This is a genomic window from Sphingomonas sp. CFBP 13603, from assembly GCF_014892665.1.
Lineage (GTDB): Bacteria > Pseudomonadota > Alphaproteobacteria > Sphingomonadales > Sphingomonadaceae > Sphingomonas.
Window position 1 is genome coordinate 1 of the sequence record NZ_JADBIA010000017.1, and the last position, 14,932, is coordinate 14,932.

The 14,932-nt window shown below is 65.6% G+C and carries 14 protein-coding genes; 6 read left to right on the top strand and 8 right to left on the bottom strand.

Going from position 1 to position 14,932, the window contains the following annotated elements; translation table 11 throughout:
* The 3 genes from IFR23_RS18835 to IFR23_RS18845 all read right to left on the bottom strand — a co-directional run.
* Positions 1-1,380 (bottom strand): DEAD/DEAH box helicase (locus IFR23_RS18835; RefSeq protein WP_192977173.1); only part of this gene is annotated, 1,380 nt, incomplete at its 3' end.
* Between the two features lie 252 nt (positions 1,381-1,632).
* Positions 1,633-2,310 carry a Crp/Fnr family transcriptional regulator gene (locus IFR23_RS18840; RefSeq protein ID WP_107963138.1) on the bottom strand — a complete coding sequence of 226 codons (678 nt, stop codon included), beginning with the start codon at positions 2,308-2,310 and terminating at the stop codon, positions 1,633-1,635.
* 247 nt (positions 2,311-2,557) lie between these two features.
* A complete protein-coding gene (locus IFR23_RS18845) occupies positions 2,558-2,800 on the bottom strand; it encodes a DUF6894 family protein (RefSeq protein WP_192977174.1) in 243 nt (80 codons plus the stop codon).
* A gap of 150 nt (positions 2,801-2,950) precedes the next feature.
* On the opposite strand from IFR23_RS18845, the gene IFR23_RS18850 reads away from it, so the two are divergent.
* The 5 genes from IFR23_RS18850 (at position 2,951) to IFR23_RS18870 (ending at position 8,094) form a co-directional block, all read left to right on the top strand.
* The gene (locus IFR23_RS18850) at positions 2,951-3,970 is read left to right on the top strand and encodes a fumarylacetoacetate hydrolase family protein (RefSeq protein WP_192977175.1); all 1,020 of its coding nucleotides are present in this window, start codon (positions 2,951-2,953) and stop codon (positions 3,968-3,970) included.
* A gap of 139 nt (positions 3,971-4,109) precedes the next feature.
* Positions 4,110-5,399, top strand: coding sequence for a thiamine pyrophosphate-dependent enzyme (locus IFR23_RS18855; RefSeq protein WP_192977222.1), 1,290 nt, complete (start codon positions 4,110-4,112; stop codon positions 5,397-5,399).
* Between the two features lie 56 nt (positions 5,400-5,455).
* Positions 5,456-6,463: an alpha-ketoacid dehydrogenase subunit beta gene (locus IFR23_RS18860; protein ID WP_056053047.1), complete on the top strand. Its 1,008-nt coding sequence runs from the start codon at positions 5,456-5,458 to the stop codon at positions 6,461-6,463.
* Positions 6,463-7,863, top strand: coding sequence for a dihydrolipoamide acetyltransferase family protein (locus tag IFR23_RS18865; protein WP_192977176.1), 1,401 nt, complete (start codon positions 6,463-6,465; stop codon positions 7,861-7,863). The genes IFR23_RS18860 and IFR23_RS18865 overlap by 1 nt, the downstream gene beginning before the upstream one ends.
* Before the next feature lie 6 nt (positions 7,864-7,869).
* Complete coding sequence (locus IFR23_RS18870; protein WP_192977177.1) at positions 7,870-8,094, top strand: hypothetical protein; 225 nt, start codon at positions 7,870-7,872, stop codon at positions 8,092-8,094.
* Positions 8,095-8,213: 119 nt separating this feature from the next.
* Here the strand turns inward: IFR23_RS18870 and IFR23_RS18875 are convergent, their stop codons facing one another.
* Entirely contained in the window at positions 8,214-8,990 is a 777-nt protein-coding gene (locus IFR23_RS18875; protein WP_197978554.1) for an SDR family NAD(P)-dependent oxidoreductase, read from the bottom strand.
* Positions 8,991-9,135: 145 nt separating this feature from the next.
* Positions 9,136-10,332, bottom strand: coding sequence for a thiolase family protein (locus tag IFR23_RS18880; RefSeq protein WP_192977178.1), 1,197 nt, complete (start codon positions 10,330-10,332; stop codon positions 9,136-9,138).
* 123 nt (positions 10,333-10,455) lie between these two features.
* Between IFR23_RS18880 and IFR23_RS18885 the strand changes: the two genes are divergently transcribed.
* Positions 10,456-11,244 (top strand): enoyl-CoA hydratase/isomerase family protein, encoded by a 789-nt coding sequence (locus IFR23_RS18885; RefSeq protein ID WP_192977179.1) that lies wholly within the window; start codon positions 10,456-10,458, stop codon positions 11,242-11,244.
* Positions 11,245-11,335: 91 nt separating this feature from the next.
* Here the strand turns inward: IFR23_RS18885 and gorA are convergent, their stop codons facing one another.
* From gorA to pgi, 3 genes are all read right to left on the bottom strand, one after another.
* Complete coding sequence (gene gorA / locus IFR23_RS18890; protein ID WP_342345012.1) at positions 11,336-12,709, bottom strand: glutathione-disulfide reductase; 1,374 nt, start codon at positions 12,707-12,709, stop codon at positions 11,336-11,338.
* Between the two features lie 106 nt (positions 12,710-12,815).
* On the bottom strand, positions 12,816-13,193 hold the full coding sequence (locus IFR23_RS18895; protein ID WP_192977181.1) for a DUF4174 domain-containing protein: 378 nt from the start codon (positions 13,191-13,193) through the stop codon (positions 12,816-12,818).
* A gap of 160 nt (positions 13,194-13,353) precedes the next feature.
* On the bottom strand, positions 13,354-14,844 hold the full coding sequence (gene pgi, locus IFR23_RS18900; RefSeq protein ID WP_192977182.1) for a glucose-6-phosphate isomerase: 1,491 nt from the start codon (positions 14,842-14,844) through the stop codon (positions 13,354-13,356).
* Between the last annotated feature and the right edge of the window lie 88 nt (positions 14,845-14,932).

A 14,932-nucleotide genomic window follows, 5' to 3' on the forward strand; every position in this document is an offset into this window, starting at 1 on the left:
CGGACGACCGCCGCCGCTCTGGCCGCCGGGACGACCACCGCCCTGGGGACGACCGCCGCCGCCGCCCTGACCGCCGCCGCCACCCTGGCCACCACGGCTAGCACCCGCATAGTTGCGGCCGGTCGTACCGGTCGCCCGCGGCGAATGCGTCGCGCGCGGCCGTGCCGGATCGCGCGGACGGTCGATCCGGACCTCGGGATCGGCACCCATCGTCTTCACGCGCGTCTGCTTGATCTGGTTCGACAGGTTGACGAAATCGTCCGGCAGCGAGCGGACCTGGACCTTCTGGCGGGTGATCCGTTCGATGTCGCGCAGGTAGGCCTTCTCGTCATCCGCGCAGAACGCGACGGCGATGCCGCTGGCGCCCGCACGCGCGGTACGACCGATGCGGTGGACATACTGCTCGGCGACGTTCGGCAGCTCGAAGTTGATGACGTGGCTGACGCCCGAGACGTCGATGCCGCGTGCGGCGATGTCGGTTGCGATCAGGACCTTGACCTTGCCCTGCTTGAACTCGCCGAGTGCCCGCTCGCGCTGGCCCTGGCTCTTGTTGCCGTGGATCGCGTTCGAGGCGATGCCGTTACCCGCGAGCAGCTTCACGACGCGGTCCGCGCCATGCTTGGTGCGCGTGAAGACGAGCGCACGGTCGATCGCAGGATCGGCCAGCGTGATCGTCAGGAGCGCCTGCTTTTCCGACTGGTTGCAGAAGGTGACATACTGGTCGACGCGCTCTGCCGTGGTCGCAGCCGGCTTTACCGACACCGTCTTCGGGTCGAGCAGGAACTGGCTGGCCAGCTCGCGGATCGCGACCGGCATCGTCGCCGAGAAGAACAGCGTCTGGCGCTTCTTCGGCAGCATGCGGACGATCTTCTTCAGCGCATGGATGAAGCCGAGGTCCATCATCTGGTCGGCTTCGTCGAGCACGAGGATCTCGATCATCGACAGGTTCACGAAGCCCTGCTCGATCAGGTCGATCAGGCGGCCCGGCGTAGCGACGAGGATGTCGACACCGCGGCTCATGTCCTGGCGGTTCTTGTTGATGCTGGTGCCGCCGAACACGGTCGTCACCGACATCTTGCTGAACTGACCGTACGCGCGGGCACTGTCTGCAATCTGGCTCGCCAGCTCACGGGTGGGGGCGAGCACCAGCATGCGACAATGCGTCGGCAGGACGCGCTTCTGGTTCTCGGTCAGGCGCTGGATCGACGGCAGCACGAATGCGGCGGTCTTGCCGGTGCCGGTCTGCGCGATGCCGAGCAGATCGCCGCCCTCGAGCAGGATCGGGATCGACTGGGCCTGGATCGGCGTCGGCTCGGTATAGCCCTTGGCTTCGAGCGCACGGACGAGCGGCTCGGCAAGGCCGAGGTTTGCAAATGACATGTAGAGTCTCTCAAATAGATGCCGGGCTCGCGAATCCACACAAGGACGCGCGAGGGGCGGTGGTGTTTTGACACCCCGCGTGAAAAGGGAAGCCCGTTGGAAACGACCGAGGCGGAGCTAAGACCGGCTAGGGTCCAATCACGCTGCATTACGCCTCGATATGCCGCAGGTGCAGCAAACCGCGCGAAAAGTCAAGCTTTGCCGTTCGGACGGCAAGCGTAGCCCCATGCGGATCGCGGTGCGGATCGCGGTTCAGCCGATCACCTGCCCAAGGTGCAGATAGCGTTCGTTAAATTCCGCAACGTCGCGCAATCGCGACCAATCCACCACGCTGACCTGGCGTTTCTTGCGGACGATCAACTGGTCGGTCTCCAGCGATTTCAGCACGCGGTTCACATGAACGGGGGTCAGCCCGAGCGCATCGCCGAGCTGTTCCTGCGTCATCGGCAGTTCATAGGCGATGTCGCCGCCCGAGGTCGATTTGTTGAACCGAACGGAAAACTCGCACAGCAGATGCGCGAGCCTGCTGCGGGCGTTGCGACGACCGATGTTGAGCAGCCATTCCCGGTGTATCGACGATTCGACCAGCGCATCGATCCACAGCGCATGACCCGCCGCCGGACATGCCGCAATAAGCTGTCGCAACGCGGTGATGGGGATTTCCGCGAGCGTGACGCGGGTCAATGCCTGGATGTCGTGGTCGGATTCATCGAGAAACAGGTTTTGAAGATCGACGAATTCGCCGGGCGTCAGGATCGATACGATCTCGCGTTCGCCGTTGGGCGTCAGCTTTTGACGGTAAGCAAGTCCTTCGACGATGAACGCGCACCGGGTCGGTCGCTGCCCCTCGCGCAGGACATACGTCGACGCGTCGATCGTCCGGACCTTGAAGGGCAATGTCGCTACGTGCGCACGATCGGCCGCACTCATCGCGACTCGCGATGCGAACTTTCGAATCAACTGTTCAGTCACGGTGGAATTATCCACGTGCACGCTCCGCATCAAAGGCAGGAGCACTGGTTTCTCGCTCTCCCCTTCATAAGGATAGCGCGTTGCGGACGTGCTCACCTTATCCCAGGATTGAGCCGAATGGTAAAACCCATGTTAAACTATATGACGGCGTCTCGCATCGATGCGCGGGCCGAAAGGCCTCGTGCCGCGAGTCAGGCGCGTGGCATCATTCGCTTGGTTCGCGGGGGTCTTCGACCGTGACGACGACGGTCAACAGTATCGAATCTCGTGCATCGCGGACCGACACGCTGAAGCGGTTGCCCGCGCTGACGATCCCGGGATGATCACGCAGGTAATCGCCGGCGAAAATTATCGCCTGGACCCGCGCTTCGTCGTCGTCCGCGAGGTCCGTGCCCTCGTTGTCGCCGTCGTGCGTATGGTTGTCGGTATCGAAGAAGTATCTGGGCATGCTCGACTTCCTCTACCGTTACGCAAGCCCGATCCTAACAGGCTGGAAATCGCACCGCTTTCACCAAAATCAGGTTTGGCACCAGCGGCATACTCGACTTGAACTGCCTCAGGGGCGTAGGACGTTGCAAACAAATAGAGGATCCGCTGCATGAAACTGGCCAGCCTGAAGCATCCCGATGCCACCCGCGGGCGAGACGGCAAGCTCGTCGTCGTTTCCAACGACCTCGCCTGGTACGCCGATGCGAGCCATATCGCGCCGACGCTGCAGGCGGCGCTCGACGACTGGAACCGATTGTCGCTAGACCTCAAGAACCTGGCGACCGATCTCGAGCACGAGATGATCCCGATGCGGCGCTTCCACGAGCATGACGCCGAGTCGCCGTTGCCGCGTGCGTATCAGTGGGCGGACGGCTCGGCATATGTGAACCACGTCGCCCTCGTGCGACAGGCGCGGGCGGCGGACATGCCCGACAGCTTCTGGCACGACCCGCTGATGTACCAGGGTGGCTCGGACGGGTTCCTGGGCCCGCGCGATCCGATCCCGCTCGCCGACGAGTCCTGGGGTTGCGACATGGAGGGCGAGGTCGTCGTGGTCACCGGCGACGTCCCGCTCGGCGCGAGTCGCGACGAGGCGCTGGCGGCGATCCTGCTGGTCGGGCTCACCAACGACGTGAGCTTGCGCAACCTGATCCCCGGCGAGCTCGGCAAGGGCTTCGGCTTTTTCCAGTCGAAGCCGGCCAGCGCGTTCTCGCCCGTCTTCGTCACCCCCGACTCGCTCGGCGACTGGTGGAAGGACGGCAAGCTGCACCGCAAACTGATGGTCGACCTCAACGGCCAGCCGCTCGGACGTGCCGAGGCCGGCGAGGACATGACGTTCGATTTCGGCACGCTCGTCGCGCACGCCGCCAAGACGCGGAAGCTGGGCGCGGGGACGATCATCGGCTCGGGCACCGTCTCGAACCGCGGTGCCGATGGCGGCCCCGGCAAGTCGGTTGCCGAGGGCGGCGTCGGCTATTCCTGTCTCGCCGAAGTGCGGACGATCGAAACCATCCAGGGTGGCAAGCCCGTCACCCCCTTCCTCAAGCAGGGTGACGTCGTCCGCATCTGGGCGGAGGACGACAAGCGCCATCCGATCTTCGGTGTGATCGAACAGACCGTCGGGGGCTGATTTCCTGCCGAGGGGGAGAAAAACCCGCGCGGCACATCGTGAATGCGTAACTCCCCCTCGCAATCTGCGTTGAAATTTAATAACAAGCCTCGGTAAGAGTGTTCCGCGGTCACAGCGGCCTCATGGAGATGGAATGACGATGGCAAGCGAGCATCCGCGCGCCAATTTGCAGCCACTTACGCTGCATATCCCCGAGCCGAAGTTCCGCCCCGGCGACGCGGTGGACTTCGCCGAAGTCGACGTGCCGCCCGCCGGCGAGGCACGCCGTCCCGACACCGCGGACAAGGCGTCCGACTTCATCGACCTCGCCTATACGCTGGTCCGCGTGCTCGACGACGCCGGCAACGCGGTCGGCCCCTGGGACCCCAAGCTGTCGCCCGACGTGATGCGCCGCATGTTGCGCAGCATGGCGCTGCTCCGCGCGTTCGACGAACGCATGTTCCGCGCACAGCGGCAGGGCAAGACCAGCTTCTACATGAAGGCGCTCGGCGAGGAAGCGGTCGCGGTCGCGGCGGCCTACGCGCTCGACTACGAGGACATGTGCTTCCCCTCGTACCGCCAGCAGGGGCTGTTGATCGCACGGGGTTGGAGCCTCGTCGACATGATGAACCAGATCTATTCGAACACCGCGGATAGGCTCGGCGGCAAGCAGCTGCCGATCATGTATTCGGTCAAGGAAGCCGGGTTCTTCTCGATCTCGGGCAACCTCACGACCCAGTATCCGCAGGCGGTCGGCTGGGCGATGGCGTCGGCGGCCAAGGGCGACACGCGGATCGCCGCGACCTGGTGCGGCGAGGGCTCGACCGCGGAGGGCGACTTCCACTCGGCATGCACCTTCGCCGCGGTCTATCGCGCGCCGGTGATCTTCAACGTCGTCAACAACCAGTGGGCGATCTCCAGCTTCTCCGGGTTCGCCGGTGCTGAGGCGACGACGTTCGCCGCGCGCGCCGTCGGCTACGGCATCGCCGGACTTCGGGTCGACGGCAACGACGCGCTGGCGGTCTATGCAGCGACCGAATGGGCTGCCGAGCGCGCGCGTACCAACCAGGGCCCGACGCTGATCGAGCACTTCACCTACCGCGCCGAAGGCCATTCGACCTCCGACGATCCCGGCCAGTATCGCAGCGAAGGCGAGCCGAACGCCTGGCCGCTCGGCGATCCGATCAAGCGCTTGAAGGATCATCTCATCGCGATCGGCGAATGGGACGACGAGCGCCACGCCGCGCAGGACAAGGAACTCGCCGAGCAGGTCAAGTCCGCGCAGAAGGAGGCCGAGAAGAATGGCATCCTTGGCCACGGCCTGCACCAGCCGCTCGAGTCGCTGTTCGACGGCGTGTTCGAGGAACTGCCGTGGCATCTGAAGGAGCAGCGTCAGCAGATGCTCGATGAAGAAACGGCCAGCGGCCGTCCATGGGATCGCAAGGCATGAGCGACATGACGCAAGCACTCGAGTCCGAGGCAACGGACGCCGAGCCCACCACCCGCATGAACATGATCCAGGCGATCAACTCCGCCATGGACATCATGATGGAGCGCGACCCGGACGTGATCGTCATGGGCGAGGACGTCGGTTATTTCGGTGGCGTCTTCCGCGCGACCGCCGGGCTCCAGGCCAAGCACGGCAAGACCCGCGTGTTCGACACCCCGATCACCGAATGCGGGATCATCGGCGTCGCGGTCGGCATGGGCGCGTACGGCCTGCGCCCGGTCCCCGAAATCCAGTTCGCTGATTACATCTACCCCGCGCTCGACCAGCTCGTCTCCGAAGCGGCGCGCCTGCGCTACCGTTCCGCCGGTGAGTTCACCTCGCCGATCACGGTGCGCTCGCCGTTCGGCGGTGGCATCTTCGGCGGCCAGACGCACAGCCAGTCGCCGGAAGGGCTTTTCACCCATATGTCCGGTATCAAGACGGTGATTCCGTCGACGCCGTATGACGCCAAGGGCCTGCTGATCGCCGCGATCGAGGACAATGATCCGACGCTCTTCTTCGAACCCAAGCGCATCTACAACGGCCCGTTCGACGGATACTGGGATCGCCCGTCGCAGAACTGGTCGAAGCATCCGGCCGGCGAAGTCCCGACCGGCTATTACAAGATCGAGCTCGGCAAGGCGAAGATCGTCCGCGCCGGCGAGGCGCTCACCATCCTCGCCTATGGCACGATGGTCCATGTCTGCGCGGCTGTGGTCGCGGAGGCCGGGATCGACGCCGAGATCGTCGACCTGCGCACGCTCGTGCCGCTCGATATCGAGACGATCGAGGCGTCGGTGAAGAAGACCGGCCGCTGCATGATCGTCCACGAGGCGACCCGCACCAGCGGGTTCGGCGCGGAGCTGTCGGCGATCGTGCAGGAACGCTGTTTCTACCATCTCGAGGCGCCGATCGAGCGCGTGACCGGGTTCGACACGCCGTACCCGCACAGCCTCGAATGGGCGTATTTCCCGGGGCCGGTTCGCATCGGCGAAGCCCTGAAAAAGATCATGAAGGACGCATAATGGCCCGCTTCACCTTCAAGCTGCCGGACATCGGCGAAGGCATCTCCGAGGCCGAGATCGTCGCATGGCACGTCGCCATCGGCGACCGCGTCGAAGAGGATTCGCCGATCGCCGACATGATGACCGACAAGGCCACCGTCGAGATGGAGTCGCCAGTAACCGGCGTGGTCGTCGAACTGGCCGGCGAAGTCGGCGACCAGGTCTCGATCGGCGCCGCACTGGTGGTGATCGAGATGGACGCGGTCGACGCCGCAACCGAAGTCGTCGCCGCGCCGCTTACGTCGGCGCAGGCGGAAACAGCCGAACAATACGAAGCCGAGAACCCGGGCGTCGAAGAGGTGGTTGAGACAACTCCCTCTCCCCTGCGGGGAGAGGGTCGGGGTGAGGGGCAGCCCCAGGCGGAAACGCAGGCAACTGCCCCAGCCCCTCACCCCAACCCTCTCCCCAACGGGGAGAGGGAGCAGCAAGCACGTGCTCTCCCCGCAGGGGAGAGGGAGCCGAAGGCGCACGCCGTTCCTGCGGCTGAGGCGGAGCAAAAGCCCCACGCGCTCGCATCCCCCGCAGTCCGCGCCCGGGCCCGCGATCTCGGCATCGACCTTGCCTCGGTAAAGACCGACTCCGACCGAGTCCGCCACGCCGACCTCGACGCCTACCTCCGCTACGGCTCGGGCGAAGGCTACCACGCCCCCCACGCGTCGCGCGCCCGCGAAGACCAGTCCATCAAGGTCATCGGCATGCGTCGCCGCATCGCCGAGAACATGGCCGCGTCGAAGCGCGCGATCCCGCACTTCACCTATGTCGACGAGATCGACGTCACCGCTTTGGAAGCGATGCGCGCCGACCTCAACGCCAACCGCGGCGGCCGCCCCAAGCTGACGATGCTGCCGCTGATGATCGTCGCGATCTGCAAGACGATCCCCGACTTCCCGATGATGAACGCGCGCTACGACGACGAGGCGGGCGTCGTCACGCGCCACGGCGCCATCCACCTCGGCATGGCCGCACAGACCGACGCCGGGCTCACCGTCCCCGTGATCCGCGACGCACAGGACCGCAACGTCTGGCAGCTCGCAACCGAGATCACCCGCCTCGCCGAAGCAGCCCGCGCCGGAAAGCTCGCGCCGAACGAAATGGGCGGCGGCACGATCACCGTCACCTCGCTCGGCCCGCTCGGCGGCATCGCCACGACCCCGGTCATCAACCGCCCCGAAGTCGCGATTATCGGCCCCAACAAGATCGTCGAGCGCCCCGTCTTCAAGGGCGACGAAGTGGTCCGCGCCAAGCTGATGAACCTGTCGATCAGCTGCGACCACCGCGTCGTCGACGGCTGGGACGCGGCAAGCTTCGTCCAGGGCCTCAAGAAGTACCTCGAAACCCCCGTCCTGCTCTTCGCCGACTGAGCGAGCATGAAGGGCATGCACCGCGGAGACCTGACGATCGAAGGTAAATTCGAGGGCATGCTCGACGGCACCGCGATCGTCCCGGCTGGCGCCACCGCTGAGATCGCCGGGATGATCGACGGTACGCTGATCGTCGAACCCGGCGCGACGGTGCTCGTCAGCGGCATGGTCGACGGCGAGATCGTCGATCGCGGCGGTCAGATCACCGTAACCGGCATGGTCAGCCGCTAACCGCCGCGTCCCTACGCAGCGGAAGCGAAGAACCCAGACAATCCTCCCCCGCCAGGGGGAGGTGGCAGGCAAAGCCTGACGGAGGGGGCGGCAAGCGGAGCCGCTGTCTAGGTCGCGCCTTACCTACGAGCTTTTTGCAACGACCCCGCGATCCGCCGCGCAAGACTCCGCGGCGTAAACCGTATCCCCTCGGCCATCGCGAAGTTCAGCGCACCGGACACCTTCACCGCCCGGTTTGCGGCCAGCGCCGCCAACCCGTCACGCACGACCGCCGCCGGATCGCTCGCCAATCGCTCGAACAGCGCGGTATCGCCAAGCCCCGCCACATCGGCGAACTCGGTCCGCGTCGGCCCGGGGCACAGCGCCGCAACACGCACGCCCTTGCCCTTCACCTCCTCGTGCAGCGCTTCGGAAAAGCTCAGCACGAACGCCTTGCTCGCATAATAGACTGCCATCCACGGCCCCGGCTGGAACGACGCGACCGAGGCAAGGTTGAGAATCCCGCCAGACCCGCGCGCGATCATCTGCGGCAGCACGGCATGCGTCAGCGCCACCAGCGCACGGCAATTGAGGTCGATCATGCCCAGTTGCAGCGCGCCATCCAGCTCGGCGAAATCACCCCGCGCACCGAACCCAGCATTGTTGACGAGTATATCGATCGGCAATGCGGCGGCTGCGATGGCAGCAATGAGCGTGTCCGGACCAGCCTGATCCGTAAGATCGGCGGCAAACACATGCACCGTAACGCCGTGCGCCGCACGCAGTTCGGCCGCCAACGCTTCCAACCGATCGACCCGACGCGCCGTCAGGATCAGCGCATTGCCCTGGGCCGCAAGCGCCCGCGCAAAACCCTCGCCCAACCCCGCCGATGCGCCGGTGATCAATGCCGTCGTCATAGCCCGCATCCCCATCCGAGAAGCCACGAACCTGCGCCGCCGCCAAGGTCTTGGCAACAACCCCCTCTCCCATCGGGGAGAGGGAAGGGGCCCGCGGCGTCTTCGCCGTGGGAAGGGTGAGCGCACGCCTATGTCGGCGCCCGCGTCAAACGATCTCGAACAACCCCGCCGCGCCCATGCCCCCCGCGGTGCACATCGACACCACGACATAGCGCACGCCGCGCTTGCGCCCCTCGATCAGCGCATGCCCGACCAGCCGCGACCCCGTCATCCCGAACGGATGCCCGACCGCGATCGCGCCGCCGTTGACGTTGTACTTCTCCGGATCGATCCCGAGGAAATCGCGACAATACAGGCACTGCGACGCGAACGCCTCGTTCAGCTCCCACAGTCCGATGTCTCCCACCGACAACCCCGCCCGCTCGAGCAGTTTCGGAATCGCGAAGATCGGCCCGATACCCATTTCCGCCGGGCTGCACCCCGCCGCCTGGAACCCCCGATAGATGCCCAGGATATCCTTGCCCTCGGCCTCGGCGGTCCTACGGTCCATCAGCAACTGCGCAGAAGCCCCGTCCGACAACTGGCTCGCATTGCCCGCGGTCACGCTCGATCCCGGCCCCGAGAACTCGCCGCCCGGCCACACCGTCTTCAGCCCGCGCAGCCCCTCCAGCGTCGTACCCGCACGAATACCCTCGTCCTGCGACAGGGTGACGCTCTCGATCCCGGCATGCGCGCCCTGCTTGTCGTAGAGCGCCTTCTCGACCGTGATCGGCACGATCTCCTCGGCAAACGCTCCGCTCGCCAGCCCGGCGGCAGCACGCTGCTGGCTCATCGCGGCGTATTCGTCCTGAGCCTCGCGACTGATGCCGTATTTCTCCGCGACGATCTCCGCGGTCTCGATCATCGGGATATACGCCGCCGGCTCCTTCGCCACGACGCTCGCATTGACGAAACGCGGCGCGTCCTTCGTTACGGTATAGCTGATCGACTCCATCCCGCCCGCCAGCGCGACATCCGCCTCGTCGCACATGATCGTCCGCGCCGCGAGCGCCACCGCGGTCAGCCCCGACCCGCACTTCCGGTCGAGCGTGAACGCCGGCACCGACTCCGGCAGCCCGCCCGCGAATATCGCCATCCGCCCGGCGTTCCCCCCTTGCGTACCCCATTGATTGCCGACGCCCCAGAACACCTCGTCGATCCGCGCCGGATCGATCCCGGCGCGCTCGACGACGGCATTCATCACATGCCCCGCCAGCACCGGCGCCTCGGTCGCATTGAACGCACCACGATACGCCTTGCCGATAGCGGTACGGGCGGTCGAGACGATGGCGGCTTCACGCATGCTGGAACCTTTCGAGGATCGGGTATGCAGATGATCTAGGCGGTGGCACGATCGTTTGAAAGTGCTTTGACGCTATCCGGAGCGCACGCGGGCGGATATCGAGACGGCTTCGAGGAGAATGCAATGACCGATCAGGCTCGCACAAACGGCGTCGACGTCACCCGCGACGGGCATGTCACGATCGTCACGTTCGCGCGGCCGCCGCACAACTTCGCCGATCTCGCGCTGATCGAAGCGATCGGTGCTGCGTTCGCCGCCGCGGATGCCGACCGCGACGTCCGCGCGATCGTGCTTCAATCGGAGGGCAAGGTGTTCTGCGCGGGAGCGGACCTCGTCAACGCCAATCCGGTCGCCGCGGACCGGACCGCGGGCGAGCGCAATCCGTTCTACGTCGCCGCCGCCAAGCTGTTCGCAGTCGAGACGCCGGTCATCGCCGCGATCCAGGGTGCAGCCGTCGGGGCAGGGCTCGGCCTCGCGCTCGTCGCCGATTTCCGCGTGGCCGCGCCCGAGGCGAAGTTCGTCGCCAACTTCGTCCAGATCGGCTTCCACCCCGGCTTCGGCATCTCCGCGGTGCTGGAACGCGTGATCGGTCGCCAGCGCGCGCTGCTGATGAACCTGACAGGGCGCCGCATCCGGGCGGAGCAGGCTGAGGCCTGGGGGCTGGCGGATACAGTCGTTCCTGCGGACCGGTTGCGCGCTGAAGCGTTGGCGCTGGCGAAGGAGATAGCGGCTGGTGCGCCGCTCGCAGTCGGATCGACGCGCAAAACGATACGCGGAGACCTGTTCGCGTTGGTCCAGTTACAGACCGATCACGAACTCGCCGAACAGGCCTGGTTGCAGAAGACCGACGACTTTGCCGAAGGCGTCCGCGCGGTCAGCGAACGCCGTCCGGGCGATTTCACAGGCACCTGATTGTTTCCCCGCGAAGGCGGGGATCCAGTCTGGACACCCGCCTTCGCGGGTGAATAAGGAGGCAGGGGGTGCGCTCAGACTGAGCGCTCCCTCACTTCATCAAGACAAGCTCTTCCGCCATCGTCGGATGCAGTGCGACCGTCGCGTCAAAGTCCGCCTTGGTAAGCCCCGCCTTCACCGCCACCGCAGCCGATTGCAGAATCTCCGGACAGTCCGGCCCGATCATGTGGATGCCGACCACCCGGTCGGTCTCGCCATCGCAGATCATCTTGTACAGCGACCGCTCGTTACGGCCCGCCAGCACGTTCTTCATCGGCCGGAAGTCGCTCGAATACACCCTGACCGACCCGAGTGCTTCCCGCGCCTGCGACTCGGTCATGCCGACGCCCGCCATCGGCGGATGGCTGAACACCGCGGCAGGCACGTTGGCGTAATCAACGCGTGTCGGCTTGTTGCCATAGAAGGTGTCGGCGAACGCCTGCCCTTCGCGGATCGCGACCGGCGTCAGCTGGATCCGGTTGGTGACGTCGCCGACCGCGAAGATCGAGTCGCAGCTCGACCGATTATCCTCGTCGACGATCACCGCGCCGGCCGCGTCCATCTCGACGCCCGCGGTATCGAGCCCCAAGCCCTTCGTATTAGGCAAACGGCCGGTAGCGAACATCACGAGATCGACGACGATCGGCTCATGCCCGCTCATCTTGACCGTCAGGCAGCCATCCGAGTCCTTCTCGATGCTCTCGAACGCCGCGTTGAACCGAAAATCGATTCCCTTGCTCATCGAGATCTGGAGCAGGCGGTCGCGGATCGACTCGTCATAGCCGCGCAGGATCACGTCGGTCCGATTGACCAGCGTCACGTGCGATCCGAACTGATGGAAGATCCCAGCGAACTCGTTGGCGATATAGCCCGCGCCGGCGATCAGCACGCGCTTCGGCACGTCGTCGAGATGGAAGACCTCGTTCGAGGTGATGCCGTGCTCGGCACCGGGGAACTCGGGCACCAACGGATGCGCACCGACCGCGATCAGGATCTTCGCAGCGGTCTTCACCGTGCCGTCGGCGAGCGTGACTTCGTTCGGGCCGGAGACGACCGCACGCTGGTGGATGATGTCGACGTGATTGTTCTGGAGCGTGGTCGTGTAGGCGCCGTTGATCCGGTCGACCTCCTCCATCACGTTGTCACGCAGCGTCGGCCAACTGAACGCGCAGTCGTCGGGCACCTGCCAGCCGAACCGCTTGGCGTCCTTCAGATCCTCTGCGAAATGCGCGCCGTAGATCAGCAACTTCTTCGGCACGCACCCGCGAATGACGCAGGTCCCACCGACACGGTATTCCTCCGCGACCGCAACGCGTGCACCGTGCGCCGCGGCAACGCGCGACGCACGCGTCCCGCCCGAGCCTGCGCCGATGACGAACAGGTCGTAGTCGAATTGGGTATCGGTCGCGGATGTGGTCTCGGTCACGGGCAGTCCTCGTAGGTCGCGTGCCGCGGGGCGGCTTTGCATGCCATCTGGGGCAGGGGGCGCGAGGCGGCAACCCCGGCGCCGCGATCACGCTGATCGGCTCAGCCTATCGCTGCCCCGCCTTGCGCATCGGCATTGCGTCTATCGTGGCCTCCAACGCAGCGGCGGGGAAGGGCTTGGCACTACGCAGTTTCTCGCCGCCGTCCTTTCCGATCAGGATCGCGGTGAAGCTGGCGGGCAGGTGGTATTTGCGGCGGAGCGCTGCGGCCGGATCGCTCGCGCCACGGACCGTGTCGCCGACGATCTCGACGATGGTGAGGTCGCGAGCGGCGGCGTTGGTTTTCCACCCGGCGAGGATGCGGCGTTGCTCAGCGAGTGCGGGATCTTCAGCAGTCGGGGCAGAGACGATCAACACCCGCCGCTCCCACTTCATCTGCGCGATTGTAGGAGAGGCGGCGAGCGCGATGGCAAGAAGTAGAGGCATGAGGATGTAACGCCTCAGCCTCTCCAGTTCTCCAGCGCCCTCTAGTTCTCCCGCGAAGGCGGGAGCCCAGGGTCACGAGCGCTGCGCGTGGTATCCTGGGCCCCCGCCTTCGCGGGGGAACACGTAAGGGGAGGGGGGCGCGCGCTCCCCCCCCCAAGCCTCACCCAAATGCGCGCTTGATCAGGTCATCCGTCGAAGGATCGAACATCTGCCCGCCCTTCTCAGCAGCCTTCGCCATCTCCTTCCCCAGCTCGACCCCGAACTGGTCGAACGAATTGATCCCCAACAGCACCCCGTTCACGAACACCCGGTGCTCATAAAACGCGATCAGCGCCCCCAGCGTCCGCGCATCCAGATCATCCAGCAACAGCGTCGAAGACGGCCGATCACCCGAATAGCTCCGCGCCGGATCCTCGACCTGCTTACCCGCCATCAGCGCAGCCCCCTGCGCGAACGCGTTCAGCAACAGCGCCCGGTGATGCTCTTCCGGCAACGTATCACCCGGCTCGATCACCGCGATGAACTCGACCGGCACGAGATGCGTACCCTGATGAAGCAACTGGAACACCGCATGCTGCGCCTCCGTACCGACGCCACCCCAGGTGATCGCCGCCGAAGGACGCCCAAGCGGCTGCCCGTCGACCGTCACCGACTTGCCGTTCGACTCCATCTCCAACTGCTGGAGATAGCTCGGCAGCAACCGCAACCGCTCGTCATACGCGAACGGCGCGCGCGTCTCGGCATGGCGGATCTGCGTGTAATACAGGTCGGCGAACGCGGCGAGCGCAGGCGCATTCTCATGGAGCGCCGACAGCCGGAAATGCCGATCCATCTCGGCCGCACCCTCGAGCAGTTCCTCGAACCGGTCCCAACCCAGCGCGATCGCCGCCGGGAACCCGATCGTCGACCACAACGAATACCGCCCACCGACGCTCTCGGCGAACGGCAAGATACGCGTCTCGTCGACACCCCATTCCATCGCCTTCTCGGGCGACGCGGTCAGCGCGATCACGCGGCCATACGGGTCCTCGACATTATGCTCGGTCATCCACTGCAGCACGCTTTCGGCGTTCATCAGCGTCTCGGTCGTCGTGAACGTCTTCGACGCGACCACCAGCAACGTCGCCGCCGGATCGAACTTCGCGAACACGTCCTCCAGCGCAACGCCATCGACATTCGCGACGATCGCAACGTCGTACCTTTTGTCGTCACGCCCCAGCGCATCGACCAGCAACTGCGGCCCCAGCGCCGACCCACCGATCCCGACATGCAGGATATGCCGCACCGGACCCAGCGCCTCCGCCTCGATCGCATCGATCAGCGTGCGCATCCGCTGGTGGCTAGCCTGCGCGATCGCGACGCTCTCGGGCTTGCCCTCGCCGCGCTCGGCAGTGTGCTCGACCGCGCGGCCCTCGGTGACGTTGACGACCTCGCCCGAGAACAGCGCCTGGCGCTTGCCCGACAGGTCCTGCGTCTTCGCCATTTCCTCGAACGCGGTGACCATGTCGGTCGTCAGGTGAGTCTTCGACCAGTCGAAGTGGATGCCCGCGACATCGAGGCTGAGCTTCGAGAGACGCTCCGAATCCTGCGAAAACAGGTCGGTCAGCTTGGTGGCGGGCAGGGCTTCGATCTTGGACCAGTCGGCGGTCATGCTACTTCTCCGAATAGACGTGCGCGCCGGTCATGCTGCAAGCGCGAGACCGCGACAACGGTCTTTCGGTGACACGTATCCCGCACAC

Bases quoted from the DNA above. Each gene is read 5' to 3' on its own strand.
- IFR23_RS18845 (WP_192977174.1), bottom strand. From the start codon at position 2,800: ATGCCCAGATACTTCTTCGATACCGACAACCATACGCACGACGGCGAC.
- IFR23_RS18850 (WP_192977175.1), top strand. From the start codon at position 2,951: ATGAAACTGGCCAGCCTGAAGCATCCCGATGCCACCCGCGGGCGAGAC.
- IFR23_RS18855 (WP_192977222.1), top strand. From the start codon at position 4,110: ATGGCAAGCGAGCATCCGCGCGCCAATTTGCAGCCACTTACGCTGCAT.
- IFR23_RS18865 (WP_192977176.1), top strand. From the start codon at position 6,463: ATGGCCCGCTTCACCTTCAAGCTGCCGGACATCGGCGAAGGCATCTCC.
- IFR23_RS18860 (WP_056053047.1), top strand. From the start codon at position 5,456: ATGAACATGATCCAGGCGATCAACTCCGCCATGGACATCATGATGGAG.
- IFR23_RS18895 (WP_192977181.1), bottom strand. From the start codon at position 13,193: ATGCCTCTACTTCTTGCCATCGCGCTCGCCGCCTCTCCTACAATCGCG.
- IFR23_RS18875 (WP_197978554.1), bottom strand. From the start codon at position 8,990: ATGACGACGGCATTGATCACCGGCGCATCGGCGGGGTTGGGCGAGGGT.
- IFR23_RS18880 (WP_192977178.1), bottom strand. From the start codon at position 10,332: ATGCGTGAAGCCGCCATCGTCTCGACCGCCCGTACCGCTATCGGCAAG.
- IFR23_RS18870 (WP_192977177.1), top strand. From the start codon at position 7,870: ATGAAGGGCATGCACCGCGGAGACCTGACGATCGAAGGTAAATTCGAG.
- IFR23_RS18840 (WP_107963138.1), bottom strand. From the start codon at position 2,310: ATGAGTGCGGCCGATCGTGCGCACGTAGCGACATTGCCCTTCAAGGTC.
- pgi (WP_192977182.1), bottom strand. From the start codon at position 14,844: ATGACCGCCGACTGGTCCAAGATCGAAGCCCTGCCCGCCACCAAGCTG.
- IFR23_RS18885 (WP_192977179.1), top strand. From the start codon at position 10,456: ATGACCGATCAGGCTCGCACAAACGGCGTCGACGTCACCCGCGACGGG.